Origin of the sequence: Aquamicrobium sp. LC103 (assembly GCF_001014615.2) — a bacterium.
In the GTDB taxonomy this organism is placed as follows: Bacteria; Pseudomonadota; Alphaproteobacteria; order Rhizobiales; family Rhizobiaceae; genus LBCQ02.
This window is the reverse complement of the sequence record NZ_LBCQ02000003.1, coordinates 420,662-441,923: the sequence shown is the minus strand read 5'-3', so window position 1 is coordinate 441,923 and position 21,262 is coordinate 420,662. Positions and strand designations below refer to the sequence as shown.

Genomic DNA, 21,262 nt, shown 5'->3' with positions numbered 1-21,262 from the left:
TGGTCCGTTCGGCGCGTTGCGCAGAAAACCGGGACGGGCGGACCCGGCCGGTTGTGCGCAAGGAGATTCTACTATCAGGCTAGGCGCGCCTTATAGGGTAAGGCGCGGGGCTATGTAACCCCAAAAAGTGCGAATCCGCACCGCGTTTCGGCAAGGCTGCCATGCGCGGGCGCGGGACGGGGTCGATCGGCGGGCTTTCGGGCCTGTCCGATGGCGGGGCGCTCAGGCCCGCACGGCCTCTTCCTCGGCCTCGACGAGCTTCTGTACCGCCGGCAATTCGACCGCCACGGCGATGATCGAATCGATCAGGCCGGGGAAGCGGCTGTTGAGATCGTCGCGGCGCAGCGTGACGATGCGCGTGGTGCCGGCGATCTCCGTGTGGGTGATGCCGGCCTCGCGCAGCTTGGCGAGGTGATAGCTGATGTTGGTCTTGGAGCCGAGATCGGTGAATTGCATGCAGATGGTGGGCTGGCCCTCGCGGCGGGCGAGATAGCCGATGATGGCGAGCCGCGTCTGGTCGCCCAGCACGGCCAGCACGTTCGGCAGCGCGATCTGGTCGATGTTGGGGTGCGGCAGGCTCATGGTCATAAGAAATAGCGCCGGGGACGCGGTTGTTCAATGAAGGGCAGGGGCGGTGACCTTGTTGTGAACGTCCGGCTTGTTTCGTGGGAGTGCCCCTCATCCGGCCACTTGGCGGCTGCTTTGTCGCCACGGGAGAGGCTGCTCGTGGAGGGGTATGCCGGCGTGGCATTCTGAGGTTTCGAGACCCGACTTTGCGATGTTGCGGAATAGTGAGCCTCTCGAGAAAACAATTGCTGATCTCCCGTTTACCCCCACACCCACAAGGCAGGGCGATCGCATATGGATCGGCCGGCATCCTCGCGGCTTCGTACCCCCACCCCTAACCCCTCCCCACGAGGGGGAGGGGACTGCCTGACTGCAACGCCGCGCATATTCGCCGATGAGCGGCGCCTTGACGCAATCCCTGCAAGGTCCCCCTCCCCCTTGTGGGGAGGGGATAGGGGTGGGGGTAAATCCATATGCGATTGCCTGCCGTAAGCGGAAGGGAAATCCGGCCGCGGTTCCGAATGCGCGCCTCCTGACATGAAGTTGGCAGGACGGATGTGCGAGAAGATTGACAGGTGGGCACGACAAGTTCAATAGTTCAATAACTTTTGAACTACGGCTATCCCGTCAAAGGCATTCCCATGGACAAGCGTCTCATATGGCTCGCCGTCGGCTCCTTCACGATGAGCACGGTGGGCTTCGTGTTTTCGAGCCTTCTGCCCTCGATCGCGGCGGACACGCACACGACCATCCCCGCGGCCGGCCATCTCATCACGGTGTTCTCGCTGTCCTACGCGATCGGCGCGCCGGTGCTCTCGGCGCTGACCGGGGCGGCGGACCGGCGCCGCGTGCTGGTGGCGGCGATGCTCGTCTTCGTTTCCGGCAACGCGCTCGCCGCGATGAGCACGTCGCTTTCGGCGCTGCTCGTCGCGCAGATCGTGATGGGCATGGCGAGCGGCCTCTTCGCCGCGACGGCGCAGGCGACGGCGGTGTCGCTGGCGGGGCCGGAGCATCGCGCGCTGGCAATCTCGGTGGTGGTCGGCGGCACGACCTTCGCCGTCGCGCTCGGCGCGCCGCTGGGCGCGCTGATCGCCGCGCTGTGGGGCTGGCGCGGAACCTTCGGCGCGATCTCGCTGCTCGCGCTCGCCTGCACGACGGTGCTGTGGCTGCGGCTGCCGCGCGGGCTGACCGGCGCCAGGCTGACGCTGAGGGAGCGCTTCAGCGCGATCGCCCGGCCGGGCGTCGCGCCTTCGCTGCTGGTGACCTTCCTCTATCTCTCCGGCGGCTTCATGATCATCTCCTATCTCGCGCCGCTGGCGATCGACGGGGCGGGGCTTTCCGCGCTGTCGCTGCCGGCGTTGCTGCTTGCCTTCGGGGTGGGTGCTGTGATCGGCAATCTCTCGAGCGGCTATCTCGCCGACCGGATCGGCGCGACACGGATGGTGGTGGCGTCGCTGATGGCGTCGGTGGCGGTCTCGATATCGATCGCGACGGGGCTGCACCTTTTGCCGCATCATCTCGCCGGCCCGGCGCTGATCGGCGTCATGGTGCCGTGGGGCATCATCGGCTGGGCCTTCCCGCCGGCCCAGGCAAGCCGGATCGTCGGTTATGCGCCGGACGCTGCGCATCTGACGCTCTCGCTCAACGCCTCGGCGATCTATCTGGGCATCGCCAGCGGCGCGGCGCTGGGCGGACGGATCCTGGAGAACATGCAGCCCGCCAATCTCGGCTTCTTCGCCGCGCTGTTCCCGGTGGCGGCACTCGCCGTGCTCCATGCCGGCATCCGCTCGCATCGCCGGACCATTGCGGCCGCGCCGGCGGAGTAGGGGGCGAGCATGCCGGCGCTATTCCGCCGGGCGTGCCGCTGCCTCGCCCCGGTCATGCGGGGTGGGGCCGGGTGGCGGGCGGAAGTCGAGTGCGAACGCTCATGACCGCCGGCTTGCCGGCCAGGTGGTCATCCGCAGCCGTGTCGCCGGATGGCTCGTTTCGACCGCCTGATAGCCGTTCGGCTCAATGCGACCTCGGCCGATAAGCCGCCCAAGCATGCGCCGTTCCTCGGTATGATCGGCGCGGCCGGTAGCTTGCTTAAAAAATGTATGGGTTGCTGTCGGATTTTGCAGGGCGCGTTCGTCCTAGAGAAGTAACGCCAGAACGAGGATCATGACGTGGTATCCAAAATCTCCATCAGCCTTCCAATCGAGAGCCGTAGAACGGCCCATGACTTCTATCGCAACGCACTTGATCTCATGACTGTGGGTGCGCCATCCGAAGATGGAATGCCTGAGCCGTTGCAGTTCGCCCTGGATGCGCGGACAAGCCTGTTACTCATTCCATCTGACGGTATGGAATGGGTGATCGGCAAAGGGCGGCTCGTTTCTGACGGCAGGAACGAATGTCTGCTATCACTCGAGGTGGCAAATGAGATGGATGTCCAACGCGTTTTTCAGCGGTGCGTCGACGCGGGAGCATCTGTGGTTAGCGAACCGAGCCAGAAAGAATGGGGATACGAAGGCATATTCGCTGACCCCGACGGGCATCTGTGGATGGTCGCCGCAGTTTCCAAGGAGAGAAAATAATCCAACCGATTGGCTGGGAATGTCGCTTCTTCAGGCGATCATTGACCGGCAAGCCACATATCTCACCCTCTGCGAGAGAAACGCTGTGGTACCATCTAGAGGCGCGCAATTCCTGAAGCCCGCTACATTGCCGGGTCGTGAGGATTTCGCAAAAGACAGGCTGCCGGAGGGTGACTGAACCGGCCCTTGTCGCCGTGAATTGAAGCTGCCGCTACGGTGCTCGATAGTGAGAAATCATTGATGCGTTCATTGCTTGAAGGGCTTACGACAGCCGCCTTTTTTCTTTTTAATCCATGGAGCATCGCGATGGCTAACGATAATCCGTATGCGGAGCGCTCGGCGACGGTTCTGCCAATCACACTGGAAATGGACCGCGGCGCGGCCGACGCTTTGGCACGCAGATCGCTGTCGGATCTGCAAGCAATTTATGCGCAACTACAGAAAGAAGCTGACCAGAGTGAGGAACTGATTAGCGATGGTGGCGTGGCCTGCGCTTGCGACGTTGCACACTCAAATCTGCTAATCGTCATCGGTTTTTCCATCAACAAGCTGGACGGGGAAGGTCGCTATCAGGATTGGATGGAAGATGACAGTCTTGGACTGCTGGCCGACTACCGTCAGCTTGTTGCTGCCTGTGGTGAAGATGCCCAATCCCCCGCTTTTTCCGGCATCACAGACGAGATGATCGAGAAGCTCTGAATTCATAGTTTGTCGCGCAATTTCCTGACTTTTGCGACAGTGATCTTGATGCGACAGGGAGCGCGTCAATGGACTTACGAAGCCTCAATCCGAAAGTCTTCCAGATGTGGGAACTGCAAAGGAGCGGAGGGACCGATTACTTCCAGCCAAGCACTCAAGAAGACATTACGGAGATCGAACGCTTGGTGGAAACAAGGATTCCGGACGACTACCGGGAATTCCTGCTGCAATATTCGACCGTTGTCGGGTCCATCAACGTAGGGGCCTATTTCTTCCCATGCCGCTTCAAGAAGAAGTCAGTCATCATGGGAGAATTTCTCGCTGGTGCCTTGGGCAAAGCTGACGATCAACGCCATCAGGGCCTATTGCAATCCCCATCCGGCTTTCGAAGGCGTCAGGCCGCGTGTATCTCGCGAACTGCTTCCGCTCACGCGCGACAACAACGCCACTTTGCTGATTGACCTTCGCCACGACAGCTTCGGCAACGTGTTGTATCTGCCCTATGTCCGGAAGCAGGTTTTCGGCAAGCACGCAAATTACGGTTGGGACAATGTCGGCTATGTTGCGCCGAGCTTCACCGACTTCATCGGGGAATTGGGAACCGAAGACGAACTAAAGGCGCGATATCCGGGCCGAAAGGTAATTTAGCCGTGTCGCGGAAGGTCCTGAAACCCGCTACGCTAAAATCCCTTCTTGCTGCGCGAACTGACTGCCAGTTTCTCAACGAGTTCTTCAGTGATAGGCTTGCTCACCGAGAACGTAACGCCGGTCTTGGTCGCCTTGAGTTTCAAAGACGCAATCTCGTCCACATGGGCAGCAATTGCAGCCGGATCAACATATAGACCGCATTGTTTGCTGAAGGCGGCATAGCCCGCGATGATCGTCTCTTCGATCTGAAATCCGGGCATATCGTACTTCATGACTTCCTCGGCGTCTGGGAGTGCCCGCGACAGCCGTGCACGCAGTCGACCCAACATGGCGCGAAACTGCTCCGGTGCGGCGGCTATATAGGCGTCATGGCTATCTTTCGTCATCGGGAAAGTATGCCTTTCGGCGTGTCCAAGCTCAAGGGCGGGCGTCGGTGCTCCAGAACAGGAATATCCGAGAGAGTAGACTTCTCTGAAAGGAGCCGTTCCGCTTTCCACCCCCTGTGCGACGGTCCGAAAGCGCGCCCAGGGCAGACCTCTGCTTGAACCAATCGACGCCTAATAGCCGTTGCTTTAGTGCCAGTGTACGTTGACGCAGGAGAAAACATAACTGGTACCTCGCGGACATACGCCAGCTTGCCTTGGGCAGACGTTTCGCGGGTCATCAGAGTGAGATGGTCGATGAGCCTAACAAAAGAATTCCAGGAAATTATCAACGACATCGGGATGCCGCAGAACAGTATGCCGCTGTCTGTGGAAAAGCTGAGCACCCTGGGGGAATGCGTACCTGGCACGATAAAGGAGTTCTGGGCGGCCTGTGGCATAGGCTCGTTCTTCGACGGGCTTTTCCAGATGTGCGACCCGGTGAAATTCGCATCGATACTGCCGCTCATCTTCAAATCGGATAAGGATTTCGACCACAGGGATTGCGTCGTGCTTGCCTACACGGCTTTCGGCTATCTCTACATATGGTCGCGCAGGCATGGTGTGGTGCGCATCGATCTTCCCCGCGGAATGGTTTTTTCGCGCACGCTTGCACCGACCGTTTTCAAGGGCGAACAGGCCGACGCCGTCCTGGCCGACAACGACGAGAGGACGGTCCTGTCGATCTTCCCGTTCTCCGCAGATGATGTTGACTATGCCGATGTGGACGGCAAGCCGATGTTCGAGCGGTGCCGTAAGGAATACGGATCGCTCGCTTCCGGCGAGTGCTATGGTTTCTTCCCCGCATTGGCATTGTCGGGTCGGGGGCAATCAGCGGGGCGCGTCGAGAATATCAAGCGTGTCGAGGCGCTGGGACATTTCACCATCCTCGCCCAGCTCGACACGTTCCATCTGACCAAGCTTTCGCCGGATGGATTCGCGGCAGTGCGGCCTATCGGATAGAGAGACCGCTGCTGTTGGTCGAGACGCGCGGAATGTGCAGCGGCCTGTCGCTTTTCACCCTATATCTGCCGTCACCTAGGTTCGCGACCTGAACCGTCTCCATAGGCGCGGCAGAATGCCTCCGCCAATTCCCAAGATTGCACCTATCAGCATGCCATGCAGCAGCAGCTTGGAAAACGACCACTGCTCAAAGGCGGTCACGAGATCCGTGCCGAGCGCGAACAGATAGAGCTGGAAGACGGCGAACAGCGCCAACCAGGAGGCGGCAACCCGAAGGATGGCCCGCGTTATTACAAAGCTGTCCTGATACTCGTTCATATAGGAAGGTTAACCTTCATTGTGGCTCCTGTCACGAAGGCTATGCAAAATAGCGTTTCGCTCCCACCCCCCTAGCGGCCCGTCGCAAACCACCCGAAAAGCGAACTGTCCGCTTTCCACCCCCCAACCCCGCCGCTTCGGACCTGCCGAGCGGCGTTGCGGCGACGCTGCTCGAACGGAGGACTTTCGACGCGGCCCCTTGGCTTTCTCCTGCATGATCTATATACGCTCCATATACGAAACATATATGGAGCCTCCGGTGGGCATCGTGAACATAGACGACGACCTGCACGATCAGGTGCGCAAGGCGAGCACGGTATCGTTTCGTTCGATCAATGCGCAGGCCGCCTACTGGATCAAGGTCGGCATGCTGTGCGAGACCAATCCGACGCTCAGCTTCACCGAGATCATCGAGCGCGAGCTCAGTTCCGCGGGCGTTTCGGCGCAATCGCTGGCCCTGGGTGAAGCATGACGAAAGAGCCTCGGGAGCTGGCGTTGCTGGCCGAATCCGGCCGGCTGCTGGCGTCCGTGTTCGAATTGCTGGATCGAACCGCGCTCGCCGGCATGTCGACGCTTCAGGTCAACGACATGGTCGAGCGTTTCATCGTGGACGATCTCCGGGCCCGACCCGCGAGCAAGGGCCAGTACGGCTACGGTTTCGTGTTGAATTCCTCGGTCAACGACGTGGTCTGCCACGGCGTTCCCTCACGGGCGGACGTGCTTCGGGACGGCGACATCGTCAATTTCGACATCACGCTGGAGAAGAACGGCTATATCGCGGATTCCAGCAAGACCTACCTCGTCGGCGAGGTAAATCCAGCCGCCAGGAGGCTGGTCCAGACCACCTACGAAGCCATGTGGATGGGCATCCGGGCGGTTCGCCCGGGCGCGCGGCTCGGAGACATCGGCTGGGCGATCGAACGGCATGCCAAGCGAAACGGCTGTTCCGTGGTGCGTGAATATTGCGGGCACGGCATCGGCCGGGAGATGCACGAGGAGCCGCAGGTTCGGCATTTCGGAAAGCCGGGAACCGGCCTCGCGCTGCGCGAGGGCATGGTTTTCACGATCGAGCCGATGCTCAATCGGGGCCGGCGCAGCGTGAGGACCGAGGCCGACGGCTGGACCGTCGTGACGAGGGACGGGTCGCTTTCCGCGCAGTTCGAGCACACCGTCGCCGTTACGGCTTCCGGCGTGTCGGTGCTGACGCTGCGTCCGGACGAACCAGACATGTCCTTGTCGCGACACAGCCGGGCCTCCGCCGCTTCTTTCGGTTGAGCCCGCAGCGAGCCTTCGTCAGCCGGTCGATGCGGCGGTGAAAACCGCCGCCTGAGCGTCGTAGGCCCGCTTGTAAGCGGGCCGCGTCTCGCCGCGGGCGACATAGGCGGAGAGGTTAGGATACTCCTCCAGAATGCCCATTCCTTCCAATCTGCGCAGCACCATGACCATCAACAGGTCGCCGGCGCTGAACGCGCCGTCGAGCCAGTCGGCATCGCCGAGCCGGTCGGAGAGCTCTCCCAGCCGCACGCGGATGCGACCCTCGAGGATCGGCAGGCGCTCCTGGTGCCAGGGCTTGTCGCCCTCCGCGTAGGGGGCCTGCTCGCGCTCGACGATCGGCGGTTCCACCGTGTTGAGCGCGGCGAACATCCACGTGATCGCGCGCGCCCTGGCATTCGCGTCGCCGGGCAGCAGGCCGGCATGGCGTTGCGCGATATGAAACACGATCGCCCCGGACTCGAACAGGGCGAGATCGCCTTCCTGATAGGTCGGAATCTGCCCGAAGGGATGAAGTGCCCGATGCGCGGGCTCCTTCATCGCCTCGAACGAGACAAGACGGACGTCGTAGGGCCGGCCCGCTTCCTCGAGCGCCCAGCGGACGCGCATGTCGCGCGCCAGCCCCCTGCCGCCGTCGGGCGAGCGTTCAAAGGCGGTGATGACGGGGGTCATTGGCTGCCTCCGCGTGATTGCATGATGCGATCGAGCGTGGCTCGAACGATCGCGACGATCCTTCTCATGGTCTTTCTCCGGTTTTGCGTTTCGCATCCAGAGGACGAATGGCGGGCGCGCCTTTCGACAAGCGGCCTCGGAAAAGCGGCAGCGTTCCCGCGCCCGGCGCCGTCAAACCGGCATGAAGCCCGTGCGCAGCGCGTGGGCCCATTCCGGCCGGCCCGCCTGCTCGGCCCGGCGCGCGGCACGCTCCCAGTCATAGGCGACGGCGAGGAACTCGAAGCGCGCCGCGCCGCCATCCTCCATGTCGACGATGCCGTAACGGGCATGCGGCGAACCCTGTTCCGAGGCGTGCGCCGGCTCGGTGTCGTCGAAATAGGCGGGGTCGCCGACGCTTCCCGGATTGAAGATCGTGCGGCCGTCGGGAAGCCAAACGAGCTCCGGCCGGTGGCTGTGGCCGCAAAGCAGCAGCCTGAAGGCGGGATCGAGCCCGGCCAGGCGCTTTTCGATCGCCGCCACCGGCGCGCGGACGAGACGGCCGCCGGCGATGGTCTCGGTGAGATAGCGTTCGTCGTGGTCGGGGCGCGCATGAAAGGCGAGCACCGAGGGCGCGACCTCCAGCCGGAGGGGCAGGGCGGCGAGCGCGCCGAGCCGTTCGGGTGTCAGCCGGTCACGGGCGAAGCGGTCGGACGGCCACATCGCGTCCGGCTCGTCCCCGGCGACGCGGCGGTCATGGTTGCCGCGGACGGTGGGCGCGGCGAGCCCTTCAAGGCGCTCGAAGGTCTCGCGCGGCCAGAGCGGCCCGGAAACGCAATCGCCGAGATTGACGACGAGATCGGCGCCGCCGCGCCTGTCGAGATCGTCGAGGACGGCATCGAGGGCCACGACATTGCCGTGGATGTCGGCGAGGACCGCTATTCTCATCAGCCTGCTCCCTGCTGCCGCCGATTTGTAGCCGCTGGCTGCGGGAATGTCAGGTGGTCCCGGCGATCACGGGACGGTATGTCGGCTGCGTCACGGAGGCGCCCGGCCGGATCGCGACCCGCCGCGAGGCGGGCCGCGCGGAGCCCGGATGGGCGGGGACTACTGGGCGGCGCCGATGGCGCTGAGACCCGCGGCGGCGCAGTTCGCGTCGATATCGCCCGAAGGCGCGCCGCCCACGCCGATGCCGCCCACCAGCGCGTCGCCGATCCTGACGGGCAGGCCGCCGCCCTGGATGACCATGCGCGAATCCATGTTGCGCATCCCGGCATTCGCCGGCTCCGAGGCGATGAACCCGGCGAGCCCCGCCGTGTCGCGGCCGAGCGCGGCCGAGGTGAAGGCCTTGCCTTCGGCGCTCGAACCCGTGTGCGGGCCGGAATTGTCGGCCTTGAGCAGCACCTTGGTGGCGCCATCGCGCGCCACGACGGCGACGCTGACATTGTTGCCTTCGGCAACGCAGGCTTCCAGCGCGGCCTGGGCCGCCTTGATCGCGGTTTCAAGCGGCAGATAGGGGGTGGTCGGCAGTTCCTGCGCGGTGGCGGCGGTGGGGGCGAGAAGCGCCGCTGCGAGCACGAGTTTGCGAATCATAGGACCTCTCCTTTTTCAGTCAACGTGGAAAGCTATCGCGCTTTGTGCCCGCTGTATAATTAGGGACTTATCACATAGACGGCGTCGAAACCCGCCAGGGTTGGGGGCCGCGTTGCCGGAGACCAAGACCATCGGCGGCTGGCGCAGTCGGTCGAGCGGGCGCTGGTCCTTGCGCGGCCTCGCGGGCCGTGCGAGATCGGTCCCGAACTTCCGGCGGAAGGCGGAAACACGATGCAGCTTGCAGGCGAGATACAGCACCTCCTGGCGGTCTACCTGGTCTATGTGATCGGGACGGCGAGCCCCGGGCCGAGCAACATGGCGATCATGGGCGTGGCGATGAGCCGGGGCAGGGCGGCGGCGCTTGCGCTCGCCTCGGGCGTGGTGACGGGCTCGCTGTTCTGGGCGACGCTGGCCGGGCTCGGCATCTCGGCGATCCTGGCGAGCTACGCCCAGGCGATCACCCTGATCAAGATCGCCGGCGGCTTCTACCTGCTCTATCTCGCCTGGAAATCGGCGAAAGCGGCGATGCGGAGCGCCGCGCCGGCCACCGGCCCGACAGCGCCGGCGGCGAAGTCGCTACGCAAGCTCTATCTCGGCGGCCTGCTGCTGCACCTGACCAATCCGAAGGCGATCCTCGCCTGGATCGCCATCATGTCGCTGGGGCTCAGGTCCGACGCGCCGGCCCATACGGTGGCGGCGATCATCGCCGGTTGCGCCGTGCTCGGCATCACCATATTCGGCGGCTATGCGCTGGTGTTCTCGTCCGCGCCGGTGGCGCGGCTCTACGGCCGGGCGAAACGCTGGATCGAGGCGACGCTGGCGCTGATGTTCGGCGCGGCCGGGCTGCGGCTGCTGTTGTGGAGGGCGTGAAAAGGCCCGCCGTCAGTGGCCCGAGGTCAGCTTGAGCCCGATCATGCCGGAAACGAGCAGCAGCGCGCTGACGATGCGGCCGAGCGTGGCCGGCTCGCCCATGATGGCGATGCCGACGAGGAAGGCGCCGACGGCGCCGATGCCGGTCCAGATCGCATAGGCGGTGCCGAGCGGCAGGGAGCGCATGGCGACCGCCAGCAGCCAGAAGGAGGCAGCCATCGCCACGAAGGTGACGATGGTGGGCATGAGCCGCGTGAAGCCCTGCGACTCCTTCATGAAGCTCGCCCAGACGATTTCCAGAATTCCGGCCACGACAAGGTAGAGCCACGCCATTTTCCGCCGTCCTTTTCGATGAATCCCGACTGTTGGCTCATATCGCATCGGCGGCGGGTTGGAAACGCGCCGGGGAGGCGACCAGCGGGCCGGTTGCGCGCTGATTGACCATGGCGTTTCTTTCCATCAGATAGACTGGTCTATCAATTGATCGGCGCCTCCATGCGAAAGATCGATCCGAAGAACATGCGGGATGGCGCCAAGTGATCATCGACGTCGCCAAGTCCTGTTTCGCCCAAAAGGGATTTCGCCGGTCCGGCACGGCGGAAATCTGCGCGGGTGCGGGCATGACCCCGGATCTCCATGCCGCGCTGCTGGCCGACATTTGCCGTACGCAGCCGGGAGACAGGTGATGGAAATTCCGGTTTCCGAGAAAGAACGCATCGTCGACGTGGACGCGCTGCGCGGTCTAGCCCTCTTCGGCATCCTCGTCGTCAACGTCACCGCGTTCGCCTCGGCCTATTACGCCTCCGGCGCCGTCGATCCTGCCTTCGACCGCGCCCAGGACCGTCTGGTTCTGTTCGCGACCGAACTTTTCTTCGCAACCAAGTTCTATCTCCTGTTCTCCTTCCTCTTCGGCTACAGCTTCACCTTGCAGATGCAGTCGGCCGAACGGTCCGGCGAGGCCTTCGTGCCGCGCCTCCTGCGCCGACAGGCCGGCTTGTGGGTGATCGGGCTCGCCCATGCGGTGCTGCTCTTCCACGGCGACATCCTCACCACCTACGCGGTGCTCGGCGTGGTGCTGCTGATGCTGCGCCGGCAAAGCGAGCGGCGCATGCTCAGGCTCGCCTTCTGGCTGATCGCCGGAACCGTGATCCTGTGGGCGGCGATCGGTCTGCTCGCGGCGATCGACCCCGACCAGGAGGCCGTCATTGCCGAAGCCGCCGCGAATGCGCAGGCGGCGATGCTGGCTTATCGCGGGACGCCGGCGAGCGTCATCGCTCAGCATCTGCGCGAACTTTCCTGGGTGTGGGTCGTTCTCGGCCTGATGCAGGCGCCATGCGCGCTGGCGATGTTCCTGATCGGCTTCGTCGCGGGAAGGCGGGAGATATTCACGCGGGCCGAGGCCCATGTCGGGCTCTTTCGCCGCCTGCTGCGCGTCGGCTTGGCCGTGGGCCTGCCCGGAGCTTTCGTCTTCGCCTTCTGCTCGATCTATCTTGAGGCCACGGGATGGGAGATTCTCGGGCTCGTGGTGGGCCTGGCGACCGCGCCGTTTCTGGCCGGCGCCTATGCGGCCGGCGCGATGCTGGCGTTCCAGAGCCCAGCGGGGCACAGGGTCGCGCGGGCGCTGGCGCCGGCCGGGCGGATGGCGCTTTCCAACTATCTCCTGCAATCCCTGGTCTGCGCCTTCGTCTTCCTGGCTTACGGATTGCGCATGATGGGCGAAATCTCGCCGCTGGCGGCCGCGGCCTTCGCGGCCGCGCTCTTTCTTGCCCAGCTCCTCTTCAGCCGATGGTGGATGGGGAATTTCGCCTACGGGCCGATCGAGTGGCTGTTGCGCGCCGTGACGATCGCCGGCCGGCCGCGCTGGCGCAGGAAGCCCGCCTAAGCCTTTCAGCCGGCGATGCGCAGGAGCGGGCCGGATTTGCGGGGCGCGGGCGTCATCAGGCAGAGGATGCGCTCGGCGGCGCGCGACTGGACGCCGTGCGGCGAGAGCGAGCGCGCCGCGCCGCCGTGGCGCGGATCGGCGCGTGCGACATAGCCCTGTCCGACGCGGAAGAACAGGTCGAGGCTTCGCGAGGAGGCGAGGTCGACGAGGGGCGCGAGGCTGTTCTTCGGAATGGGCTTCATAAGCTTGGCGGGCGGACGGAAGGAGGTGCGGCCGGAGCGTAGCGGCGGAGGCTTAACCGCTCGTTAACGATGATGGCGATCTCCGGGAACCGGCGAGGGGGCCGTCCGCGACCGCGCATGTTTTCGCTGCCACACCGCCACCCTTAACCCATCCCCACGAGGGGAGGGGAATCTCCGGCCGCAATGCCGGCTGATCGTCGACGATTGGCGCTGGCGAAACATCGCGCAAAATACTCCTCCCTTGTGGGGAGGGGGCAGGGTGGGGGGTTCCTCGTCCGCAAAGAGGAAATCGGCCTGCGTTACCCGTTACCGCGCGGGTGCCGCCTCGAGCGCGCGGCGGACCGCGTCGAAGGCGGGCTTGGGCTCGTCGTTCGCGTCGAAGAGCACCGGGCGCGGGTCCGGCTTGCGGTCGGCCTCGCCATGGCCCCTGGCGATCCAGTTGGCCGAGTCCGAAATGCCCCAGAAGCAGACGCGCCTGACCGCCTTGTTGGCGAGCATGGCGGAGAGGAATTCCTCGTAGTGGTCGGCGACCTGACGGTCGCGCGTGGCGACGTCGTCGGCGAAATCGACGTCGTTGAGATCGAGCTCGGAGATGTAGATGTCGAGGCCGAGATCGGCGACCTGGCGGACGAATTCGGCGGCGGCGCGCGGCGAGGTTTCGTAGCGCGAGGAGAGATGGCACTGCATGCCGACGGCGTGGACCGGCGTGCCGCGCTTCAGGAGGCTTTCGAGCAGGCGAAGCATGTTGGCGCGCTTGGCGTCGCACCAGCTTTCCCCGCAGGAGAGGTTGTAGTCGTTGACGACGAGGCGCGCTTCGGGCGCCGCCTCATGCACCGTGCGGAAACAGAAATCGACGAAGTCGTGGCCGAAGCGCGAGAGGAGGAAATCATCGCGCAGCGGCGTCTGTTCCTCGACGATCTCGTTGACCACGTCCCAGCTCGGGACGTCGGCGTAATGGGCGACGACGTCGCGCAGGAAGCCGCCATAGAGGCGCTTGACGGTGGAGAAATTCCCGCTTTCGGCCCAGCGGATGGCGTCGGCGTGCCAGAACAGCGCGTGGCCGTGCAGCTTCTGGCCGTTCTCGCGACAGAAATCGCGGATCGCGTCGGCCTCGGCGAAGCGGTAGGGGCCGAAGCGGTCGGGCTTGAGGAAATGCGGCTTGATCTGCCATTCGGGCGTGATCACGTCGCAATGGGTGCGCAGGATCTCGAGATATTCCGGCGAGCCGGAGCCGGAAAAAGCGCTGCCGACCTCGATTCCCCTGGCGCTGCCGATCTCGCGCAGGGAAGGGGCCGCGGCGCCTGCACGCGCGGGAAGGGCCGCCGCGGCGAGCGCGGCGGCGGTGCAGGCAAGGATTTCGCGGCGGCTGGGCAGCGTCCTGTCTCCCTGGATCTTCGCTGCGCCTTTATTAGCAGATGCCGGAACGGCGCGGGCGGCCATGCATTAACTTGGTAAACCGGGACCGGCCGGGTTTCGCCAACGGAGGATGCCGAGATGGGCATGAAGGAAGCGCAATCGAAGAAGGGCCAGGAATCAGCCGAGCGGGTGCACCGCGAGGCGATGAAGGAGGAGCGCAGGACCGAGGCGCGCAAGGGCTCCGACCTGAAGAAGGGCGGCGAGCGGTTCGAGGAGCGCGCGATGAGTTCGGACCGGCGCGGCAAGGACTGACACGGCAAGGACTGATCAAGATCGCCGATGGCCGTTGCCGGTCACTCAAGAATCCCTGTGACTTGCGTCATCCCTTCGGCTAGTTTTCCGCTTGTGGATTTCTGCATCAGGGGCCGGCGCGGCCCGCAAGCGAGGACGAAGAGATGCGTTGGAAAGGCCGTCGCGAAAGCGGGAATGTCGAGGATCGCCGCGGGCAGGGCGCGCCCGGAGGCTTTGGGCGCGGCGGGTTCGGCGGCGGACCGATGCGCATTCCGGTCGGCCGCGGCCTCGGCGGCGGCGGGCTTTCCGGCATCATCATCCTGGTGGTCCTGTTCTTCGCCCTGCGTGCCTGCGGCATCGATCCGATGCAGGTGCTGACCGGCGAGGGGCCGAGCGGCGGAACGACGACCACCCAGACCCAGCCGGGCGCGAACGACGAGATGACGCAATTCGTTTCCGTGGTGCTGGCCGAGACGGAGGACGTCTGGAACGGCATCTTCCAGTCGGAAGGCCTGCAGTACCAGGAGCCGACCATGGTCATCTTCAACGACGGCGTGCGCTCGGCCTGTGGCTTTGCGTCCGCCGCCGCCGGACCGTTCTACTGCCCGGGCGACAAGAAGCTCTATCTCGACTTCGGCTTCTTCGACCAGCTCGAGCGGCAGTTCGGCGCCTCGGGGGATTTCGCGCAGGCCTACGTCATCGCGCACGAGGTCGGCCATCACGTGCAGAACCTGATCGGCGTGCTGCCGCGCTTCAACCAGATGCGCCAGGGCATGAGCCAGGTCGAGCAGAACCAGATGTCGATCCGCGTCGAATTGCAGGCGGACTGCTTCGCCGGCATCTGGGCGCACTACACCGACCAGAAGGGCCTGCTGGAGCAGGGCGACATCGAGGAGGCGCTGAACGCGGCCAACCAGATCGGCGACGACACGCTGCAGCGGCGCACGCAGGGCTATGTCGTGCCCGACAGCTTCAACCACGGCACGTCGGAACAGAGGCGGACATGGTTCGAGAACGGCCTGCGCAACGGCCGGCTCGCCGATTGCGACACGTTCAACAATCCGGTGTGAAGGGTCGTGCGTCCTTCGAGGCTCCCCTTCGACAAGCTCAGGGTCGCACCTCGGGATGAGGGCGGTGGGGCGCTGCCGATGACCGCATCGCGGGGCCGGTGGCGCATGTGGTTCTCAAGCTCACCATGAAGGAGGCGCCGAGATGACGGCGCGTCGGCGTTCGCTCACATGCCGGCGAGGGTGACCAGCACCGCGCCGTCCTGGCCGAGAAGTTCCAGCTTCCCGCGCTGCGCGTCGATGCGCCAGGAGCGGACCTCATCGAGGGCGGCGAAGAACTTGCCTTCCTGATCCATCACCGCCGGCGGACAGGCCATCCGCGTACTGGCGATCGGGCCGAAGGTGATGTCGGCGCCGGAGACCGTCGCCTTTCCGGTCATGCGGTTGCAGCCGCCGCTGCCGGTCACAGCGCCGTCCTCGCCGATCTCCAGCACGGTCTGGAGGTTGTCGATGACGCCGCCGCCGCGAATGTCCTCGGCGAGCCAGCGCCCGACGGGGCTTTCGACCGTTGGCGCCTGGGTCTCCGCGCCGACGCGCTCGACCAGGATGTCGGTCTCGTCCTTTCCGCCGGCGAGAACGGAATGGCGGGTGGTGTTGATGAACCAGAGCCGGTCCTCCACCGTGATCCGCGCCTGAAGGGCGTAGGAATGGCCGGGCTGGATTTCGGCATCGTCGTAGCGAAGCTCGTAGGGGATCGGCACCTGCCGGTCGGCCGTCATCCTGGTTTCGGCGATGGTCCTGGCCGGCGCGTCGGCGAGTGAGACGTCGACGAGCTGCACCTCGATCACCGCGGCCGGCGGCAGGGCGACACGCTCGCGATAGACGACGTTGCCCTGGATCGTCCTGGCTTCAGCCATGGCGGACGCGGAATGAAGGACGACACCCAGCACGAGCAGGATCGTCGGCAAGAGCCTTGCGGCCGAGAAATTCATGAGAGAAATCCTTTAACAATGACGATCCCTTCACGCGAAACATAACCCATAAAGAAAAACCCGGCCAGCTTGCGCCGGCCGGGTCGAGACTTCGGACCGCGTTTCGCGGAATCAGCTGTCGAGGAACGAGCGCAGCTTGCGGCTGCGGCTCGGGTGCTTGAGCTTCCTGAGCGCCTTGGCCTCGATCTGGCGGATACGTTCGCGGGTGACCGAGAATTGCTGGCCGACTTCCTCCAGCGTGTGGTCGGTGTTCATGCCGATGCCGAAGCGCATGCGCAGCACGCGCTCCTCGCGCGGGGTGAGCGAGGCGAGCACCCGCGTGGTGGTCTCGCGCAGATTGGCCTGGATCGCCGCGTCGATCGGCAGCACGGCCATCTTGTCCTCGATGAAGTCGCCGAGGTGCGAATCCTCCTCGTCGCCGACCGGCGTTTCGAGCGAGATCGGCTCCTTGGCGATCTTGAGGACCTTGCGCACCTTCTCCAGCGGCATCGCCAGCTTCTCGGCCAGTTCCTCCGGGGTCGGCTCGCGGCCGATCTCGTGCAGCATCTGGCGCGAGGTCCGCACGATCTTGTTGATCGTCTCGATCATGTGGACCGGGATGCGGATGGTGCGCGCCTGGTCGGCGATCGAGCGGGTGATGGCCTGCCGGATCCACCAGGTCGCGTAGGTGGAGAACTTGTAGCCGCGACGATACTCGAACTTGTCGACCGCCTTCATCAGGCCGATATTGCCTTCCTGGATCAGGTCGAGGAACTGCAGGCCGCGGTTGGTGTATTTCTTGGCGATCGAGATCACGAGGCGGAGGTTGGCCTCGACCATCTCCTTCTTGGCGATCGCGGCCTCGCGCTCGCCCTTCTGGACCTGGTTCACGATCTTGCGGAACTCGGCGATCGAGATCGCGGTTTCCGTGGCGAGATTCTGGATCTCGGCGCGGATGTCGCGGATCGTGTCCTTCTCGTTCTGATAGAACTCCTTCCAGCCACGACCCGACAGGTTGGCGATCGATTTCATCCAGTTCGGATCGAGCTCGGTGCCCTGATATTCCTTCAGGAACTCCTCGCGGCGCACGCCATAGCTCTCGGCAAGCCTGAGCAGCCTGCCCTCGTTCTGCACCAGGCGCTTGTTGATGTCGTAGAGCTGCGCGACCAGCGCCTCGATGCGGGCCTGGTTGAGCGACAGCGACTTCACCGCCGTGATCAGCTCTTCCTTGAGCTTCTTGTAGGAGCGCTCCTGGCTGGAGGAAAGCGCGCCGGCGGCCGCCAGGCGCGCCTCAACCTGCTGATCCTGCAGCTTGCGGAGCTTCTTGTAGGTGGAGGCGATGACGTCCAGCGTCTCCATCACCTGGGGACGCAGCTCGGCCTCCATCGCGGCGAGCGACAGATTGGCCTCGTCCTCCTCGTCGTCCTCTTCCTCGGCACGGGTTTCGCCGCCGACATTGGTGATGTCGTCGTCCTCGCGCGAGCGGCGCGGCTTTTCCTCGGCCTTCGGCTTCTCGTCCTCGTCGGCGCGCACGACGACGGGCGCCTGCTTGGCCTCCGGGCCGGCATAGGTGGCCTCGAGATCGATGATCTCGCGCAGCAGGATCTTGGATTCGTTGAGCTCGTCGCGCCAGATGATCAGCGCCTGGAAGGTCAGCGGGCTCTCGCACAGCCCCGCGATCATCGTCTCGCGGCCGGCCTCGATGCGCTTGGCGATCGCGATCTCGCCCTCGCGCGACAGAAGCTCCACCGAGCCCATCTCGCGCAGATACATGCGCACAGGGTCGTCGGTGCGGTCGGTCGGTTCCTTCTTGGTGGTGGCGACGACGGCCGTGCCGGTCTGCTCGGCAAGCTCCGTCGCTTCCTCCTCCTCGTTGCCGCCGCCGTCGGCTTCCGCATCCTCGGCATTCTCGTCGTCCTCGACGACGTTGATGCCCATGTCGGAAAGCATCGCCATCGTGTCCTCGATCTGCTCGGAGGTGACCTCCTCGGAAGGCAGGACGGCGTTCAATTCATCCATCGTGACATAGCCGCGCTTCTTCGCGAGCTTTATCATCTTCTTGACAGCGTCGTCGGAAAGGTCGAGCAGAGGGCCGTCGGTGGCTCCGTCGCGTTCGGTTTCGACCTCTTCCTTTTCTTTAGTCGCCATATGCTGTATCTCCAAGCAGACGAGAGTACGTCGAAGCCGCCCCGGCTCCTGCGTTAGCGGGAAAATCAAGCGAATCCCGCGATTTAGCCGCGATAATCGCTTTTACCTTAATTCCCGATTAACCCTGCATATATGGCGGGAACCTTTGCCCGTCCACGACCCAGCGTTCCGCCGTTCATCAGCAGGGCGGGAAAAATACCCGCACATTAACTTTTATGGTCGTCCTGATTCCGTCATTCTAGCGGAAGGTCAAGCGGCAGAGACATGATTCGCGATAAAAAAGCGAATCAATTGCGAATCCGGTCGCCGTTCTCGGGGTCCTGAAACGACGGCGCGCCATATGGCCGCGCTTTCCCTGCGCCCCATATGTAGAACGCAAAAACGCATCCGCAAGGGCGCCGGCGCGCGGCGTCAGCCGGCAACCCGGCCGGAAGAGACGCCGAAACCGTCGACCAGCGCCTCCAGCCGCTCGAGATTGGCGATGTCGACGCTGATCGTGTTGAGCACCTGCAGGAGGTGCTGGCTCGACTGTTCTTCCCCGTTTTCCACAGCCTCGGCAAGCGCCGCCTGGACGCTGGCGCGCTGCTGGCGCAGCTCGCGGGCCCGCGAATAGAGCGCCGCCGCCTGGCCGAACGCCTCGCGCACGTCGTCGAGCGCGGCGTCCTCGAGTGCGGTCCATTGCCGCGCCTTGCGGATGAGCGCCACGGCGCGCTGCCAGATCTCGCCGAGGCCGGCCGCCTCGATTGCCCCGACCAGCGCCTGCCTCTCATGCGCGGTGCCGTGGGCCATGGCGTCGAGCAGGGCGCTGTGCAGCCGGCGCAGGTCGGGATGGCTCAGCGCCATGTCCTCGAACGCCTCGAAATATTCGTCGAGCAGAAGCGGGTGATTGACCATGGCGACCAGCATGGTGGTCTCGCGCAGGGGCGGGGTGCCGCCGCCGCTCTTGACCAGCGCCGAGCGGGCGAGGCTTTCCGTCATCGCCAGCCGGCCCGTGGCCTGGCCCGGCCGCCCGCGCGGGCCGTAGCCGCGATCGTTGTCGCCTCCCCGGCCGCGCTGCGGGCGCTGGGCGCCGAAGAAGCTGTTCACGCGCTCGCGCATGTCCTGCTGGTAATGGCGGCGCACGCTTTCGTCGCGAATGCGGCCGGTGAGCTCGCGCAGCGATTTTTCGAGCTCGGCGCGCCGCTCCGGCGTGTCGAAGACGCCGCCCGAGGTCTCGCGCAGCCAGAGCAGCTCGGCGAGCGGACGCGCCTCGGCGAGAACCTGCTGGAAACCGGCAGCCCCTTCGTCGCGGACGATGTCGTCCGGATCCTTGCCCTCCGGCAAGAGCGCGAAACGCAGCGTCCGTCCGGCCTGGATCATCGGCAAGGCGAGGTCGGCAGCCCGCCACGCGGCCTTGAGGCCGGCCTGGTCACCGTCGAAGCAGAGCACCGGCTCGCCGGTCATGCGCCACAGAAGCTCCAACTGGTTTTCGGTCAGCGCCGTGCCGAGGGGAGCGACCGCATTCTCGAAGCCGGCCTGGGCGAGCGCGATCACGTCCATGTAGCCCTCGACGGCGATGACGGTGCCGGCCTTGACCTGCGCCTTGCGCGCATTGGCGAAGTTGAAGAGCACGTTGCCCTTGTGGAAGAGCTCGGTCTCGGGCGAGTTCATGTATTTCGCCGGAATGTCGGCCGACATCGCCCTGCCGCCGAAGGCGATGACGCGACCGCGCGAATCCGGGATCGGGAACATGATGCGGTCGCGGAACCAGTCGTAGGAGACCGGCACGTCGGACCCGTGGCGCACCAGCCCGCAGGCCTCGATCTGCTCCTTGGTCACGCCCTTGCCGGCGAGGTGCTCCTTCAGCGCGTTGCGGCTGTCGGGCGCGAAGCCGAGCCGGAATTTCTGCTGGGTGACGGAGGAAAGGCCGCGGTCGCGCAGATAGGCCCTGGCCCTGGCGCCGTCGGCGCTGTGCAACCGTTCCTGGAAGAAGGCCGTCGCCATCTCCATCACGTCGATGAGCGAGGTGCGCTCCTTCTCGCGCTTCTCGGCCTCGACGTCGCGGGCGGGCATGGGCACGCCGGCCATCTCGGCCACGCGCTCCACCGCTTCCGGAAAGCTCAGCCCGTCATGCTCGGTCAGGAAGCGGAAATGGTCGCCGGAAACGCCGCATCCGAAGCAATGATAGCGGCCCTTCTTGTCCTCGCAGTGGAAGCTCGGCGATTTCTCGCCGTGGAAGGGGCAGCATGCCCAGAAGTCCCCCCGCGAGGTGTTGGTCTTCTTCCTGTCCCAGGTGACGCGCGGGCCGATGACCGAGGAAATCGGCACGCGGTCGCGGATCTCATCGAGGAAGGAGGTGGTGAAGCGCATTCTATGGGGACCCGTTCAGCCTTCCATATAAGCACGAAGCGGGAAAAGCGCGACATGCGGCTGCGGCTTTGCCCGTGATTCACAGGGGGGTGGTGGATATGGCTTACCCCCACCCCACAAGGGGAGGTGTATCGCATATGGAATCAGCCGGCATCCTCACGGCTTCGCACCCCCACCCCTAACCCCTCCCCACAAGGGGGAGGGGGACTTGCCCGCGCGGCGGCCAATCGTCGTGGATACCGGCGAGCGGCGCGCTCCCCCTCATCCGGCCGCTGCGCGGCCGCCTTCTCCCCGGGGGAGAAGAGGGCAGCGGCTGCGCCCGCTATTCGTCATTCCAGCGCGAAGCCGGAGCGCAGGCGCAGACCCTGGAATCCATGCCTAGACGTTCGGCAGGGAGCGGGTATCTGTGCCGCTCCGTCTCTCGCCACGGTTCCGGCATG

General features: G+C 64.8%; 24 protein-coding genes. 12 read left to right on the top strand and 12 right to left on the bottom strand.

Going from position 1 to position 21,262, the window contains the following annotated elements:
- Nucleotides 1-222 precede the first annotated feature (222 nt).
- Nucleotides 223-582: a helix-turn-helix transcriptional regulator gene (locus XW59_RS08455; protein ID WP_047144461.1), complete on the bottom strand. Its 360-nt coding sequence runs from the start codon at nt 580-582 to the stop codon at nt 223-225.
- 626 nt (nt 583-1,208) lie between these two features.
- On the opposite strand from XW59_RS08455, the gene XW59_RS08450 reads away from it, so the two are divergent.
- The 4 genes from XW59_RS08450 to XW59_RS08435 all read left to right on the top strand — a co-directional run bounded on the left by XW59_RS08450 (nt 1,209) and on the right by XW59_RS08435 (nt 4,303).
- A complete protein-coding gene (locus XW59_RS08450; protein ID WP_137326999.1) occupies nt 1,209-2,393 on the top strand; it encodes an MFS transporter in 1,185 nt (394 codons plus the stop codon).
- A gap of 339 nt (nt 2,394-2,732) precedes the next feature.
- Nucleotides 2,733-3,143: a VOC family protein gene (locus tag XW59_RS08445; RefSeq protein ID WP_047143979.1), complete on the top strand. Its 411-nt coding sequence runs from the start codon at nt 2,733-2,735 to the stop codon at nt 3,141-3,143.
- Nucleotides 3,144-3,383: 240 nt separating this feature from the next.
- Nucleotides 3,384-3,842, top strand: a complete 459-nt coding sequence (locus tag XW59_RS08440) for a hypothetical protein (protein ID WP_047143980.1) — start codon at nt 3,384-3,386, stop codon at nt 3,840-3,842.
- A 68-nt stretch (nt 3,843-3,910) separates the two neighbouring features.
- Nucleotides 3,911-4,303, top strand: coding sequence for an SMI1/KNR4 family protein (locus XW59_RS08435; RefSeq protein WP_136067990.1), 393 nt, complete (start codon nt 3,911-3,913; stop codon nt 4,301-4,303).
- Between the two features lie 219 nt (nt 4,304-4,522).
- On the opposite strand, the gene XW59_RS08430 is transcribed toward XW59_RS08435, so the two are convergent.
- On the bottom strand, nt 4,523-4,876 hold the full coding sequence (locus XW59_RS08430) for a DUF1801 domain-containing protein (protein WP_047143982.1): 354 nt from the start codon (nt 4,874-4,876) through the stop codon (nt 4,523-4,525).
- A 282-nt stretch (nt 4,877-5,158) separates the two neighbouring features.
- Here XW59_RS08430 and XW59_RS08425 point away from each other — a divergent pair, with 282 nt between their 5' ends.
- Nucleotides 5,159-5,875, top strand: a complete 717-nt coding sequence (locus XW59_RS08425; protein WP_136067992.1) for a GAD-like domain-containing protein — start codon at nt 5,159-5,161, stop codon at nt 5,873-5,875.
- Nucleotides 5,876-5,950: 75 nt separating this feature from the next.
- Here the strand turns inward: XW59_RS08425 and XW59_RS08420 are convergent, their stop codons facing one another.
- Nucleotides 5,951-6,193 (bottom strand): hypothetical protein, encoded by a 243-nt coding sequence (locus XW59_RS08420; RefSeq protein WP_047143984.1) that lies wholly within the window; start codon nt 6,191-6,193, stop codon nt 5,951-5,953.
- A gap of 259 nt (nt 6,194-6,452) precedes the next feature.
- Here XW59_RS08420 and XW59_RS08415 point away from each other — a divergent pair, with 259 nt between their 5' ends.
- Nucleotides 6,453-6,665: a ParD-like family protein gene (locus XW59_RS08415; protein WP_047144463.1), complete on the top strand. Its 213-nt coding sequence runs from the start codon at nt 6,453-6,455 to the stop codon at nt 6,663-6,665.
- Nucleotides 6,662-7,468, top strand: coding sequence for a type I methionyl aminopeptidase (gene map, locus XW59_RS08410; RefSeq protein WP_047143985.1), 807 nt, complete (start codon nt 6,662-6,664; stop codon nt 7,466-7,468). The genes XW59_RS08415 and map overlap by 4 nt, the downstream gene beginning before the upstream one ends.
- An 18-nt stretch (nt 7,469-7,486) precedes the next feature.
- On the opposite strand, the gene XW59_RS08405 is transcribed toward map, so the two are convergent.
- From XW59_RS08405 to XW59_RS08395, 3 genes are all read right to left on the bottom strand, one after another.
- A complete protein-coding gene (locus XW59_RS08405) occupies nt 7,487-8,137 on the bottom strand; it encodes a glutathione S-transferase family protein (RefSeq protein ID WP_047143986.1) in 651 nt (216 codons plus the stop codon).
- A gap of 171 nt (nt 8,138-8,308) precedes the next feature.
- Nucleotides 8,309-9,061, bottom strand: coding sequence for a metallophosphoesterase family protein (locus XW59_RS08400; RefSeq protein ID WP_047143987.1), 753 nt, complete (start codon nt 9,059-9,061; stop codon nt 8,309-8,311).
- A 159-nt stretch (nt 9,062-9,220) separates the two neighbouring features.
- On the bottom strand, nt 9,221-9,706 hold the full coding sequence (locus tag XW59_RS08395; protein WP_047143988.1) for a heme-binding protein: 486 nt from the start codon (nt 9,704-9,706) through the stop codon (nt 9,221-9,223).
- Between the two features lie 231 nt (nt 9,707-9,937).
- Here XW59_RS08395 and XW59_RS08390 point away from each other — a divergent pair, with 231 nt between their 5' ends.
- Nucleotides 9,938-10,576, top strand: coding sequence for a LysE family translocator (locus XW59_RS08390; RefSeq protein ID WP_047143989.1), 639 nt, complete (start codon nt 9,938-9,940; stop codon nt 10,574-10,576).
- A gap of 12 nt (nt 10,577-10,588) precedes the next feature.
- Here XW59_RS08390 and XW59_RS08385 read toward each other — a convergent pair whose 3' ends face one another.
- Complete coding sequence (locus XW59_RS08385; RefSeq protein ID WP_047143990.1) at nt 10,589-10,909, bottom strand: multidrug efflux SMR transporter; 321 nt, start codon at nt 10,907-10,909, stop codon at nt 10,589-10,591.
- Between the two features lie 203 nt (nt 10,910-11,112).
- On the opposite strand from XW59_RS08385, the gene XW59_RS08380 reads away from it, so the two are divergent.
- Both XW59_RS08380 and XW59_RS08375 read left to right on the top strand, forming a co-directional pair.
- The gene (locus XW59_RS08380; RefSeq protein ID WP_246666031.1) at nt 11,113-11,262 is read left to right on the top strand and encodes a TetR family transcriptional regulator; all 150 of its coding nucleotides are present in this window, start codon (nt 11,113-11,115) and stop codon (nt 11,260-11,262) included.
- Nucleotides 11,262-12,458, top strand: a complete 1,197-nt coding sequence (locus XW59_RS08375) for a DUF418 domain-containing protein (RefSeq protein WP_047143991.1) — start codon at nt 11,262-11,264, stop codon at nt 12,456-12,458. Before XW59_RS08380 ends, XW59_RS08375 begins: the two co-directional genes overlap by 1 nt.
- Nucleotides 12,459-12,463: 5 nt before the next feature.
- Here the strand turns inward: XW59_RS08375 and XW59_RS29310 are convergent, their stop codons facing one another.
- On the bottom strand, nt 12,464-12,700 hold the full coding sequence (locus XW59_RS29310) for a hypothetical protein (RefSeq protein ID WP_047143992.1): 237 nt from the start codon (nt 12,698-12,700) through the stop codon (nt 12,464-12,466).
- Nucleotides 12,701-13,006: 306 nt separating this feature from the next.
- Nucleotides 13,007-14,140 carry an endo-1,4-beta-xylanase gene (locus XW59_RS08365; RefSeq protein WP_047143993.1) on the bottom strand — a complete coding sequence of 378 codons (1,134 nt, stop codon included), beginning with the start codon at nt 14,138-14,140 and terminating at the stop codon, nt 13,007-13,009.
- Between the two features lie 54 nt (nt 14,141-14,194).
- On the opposite strand from XW59_RS08365, the gene XW59_RS29305 reads away from it, so the two are divergent.
- Both XW59_RS29305 and XW59_RS08360 read left to right on the top strand, forming a co-directional pair.
- Nucleotides 14,195-14,368: a hypothetical protein gene (locus tag XW59_RS29305; RefSeq protein WP_170990114.1), complete on the top strand. Its 174-nt coding sequence runs from the start codon at nt 14,195-14,197 to the stop codon at nt 14,366-14,368.
- A gap of 143 nt (nt 14,369-14,511) precedes the next feature.
- Nucleotides 14,512-15,417: a neutral zinc metallopeptidase gene (locus XW59_RS08360; RefSeq protein ID WP_047143994.1), complete on the top strand. Its 906-nt coding sequence runs from the start codon at nt 14,512-14,514 to the stop codon at nt 15,415-15,417.
- Nucleotides 15,418-15,581: 164 nt separating this feature from the next.
- On the opposite strand, the gene XW59_RS08355 is transcribed toward XW59_RS08360, so the two are convergent.
- The 3 genes from XW59_RS08355 to dnaG all read right to left on the bottom strand — a co-directional run bounded on the left by XW59_RS08355 (nt 15,582) and on the right by dnaG (nt 20,822).
- Nucleotides 15,582-16,346 (bottom strand): YbaY family lipoprotein, encoded by a 765-nt coding sequence (locus tag XW59_RS08355; RefSeq protein WP_052958002.1) that lies wholly within the window; start codon nt 16,344-16,346, stop codon nt 15,582-15,584.
- A 111-nt stretch (nt 16,347-16,457) separates the two neighbouring features.
- Nucleotides 16,458-18,473, bottom strand: a complete 2,016-nt coding sequence (gene rpoD / locus XW59_RS08350) for an RNA polymerase sigma factor RpoD (RefSeq protein ID WP_047143995.1) — start codon at nt 18,471-18,473, stop codon at nt 16,458-16,460.
- Between the two features lie 411 nt (nt 18,474-18,884).
- Nucleotides 18,885-20,822 carry a DNA primase gene (gene dnaG / locus XW59_RS08345; protein ID WP_047143996.1) on the bottom strand — a complete coding sequence of 646 codons (1,938 nt, stop codon included), beginning with the start codon at nt 20,820-20,822 and terminating at the stop codon, nt 18,885-18,887.
- Nucleotides 20,823-21,262 lie beyond the last annotated feature (440 nt).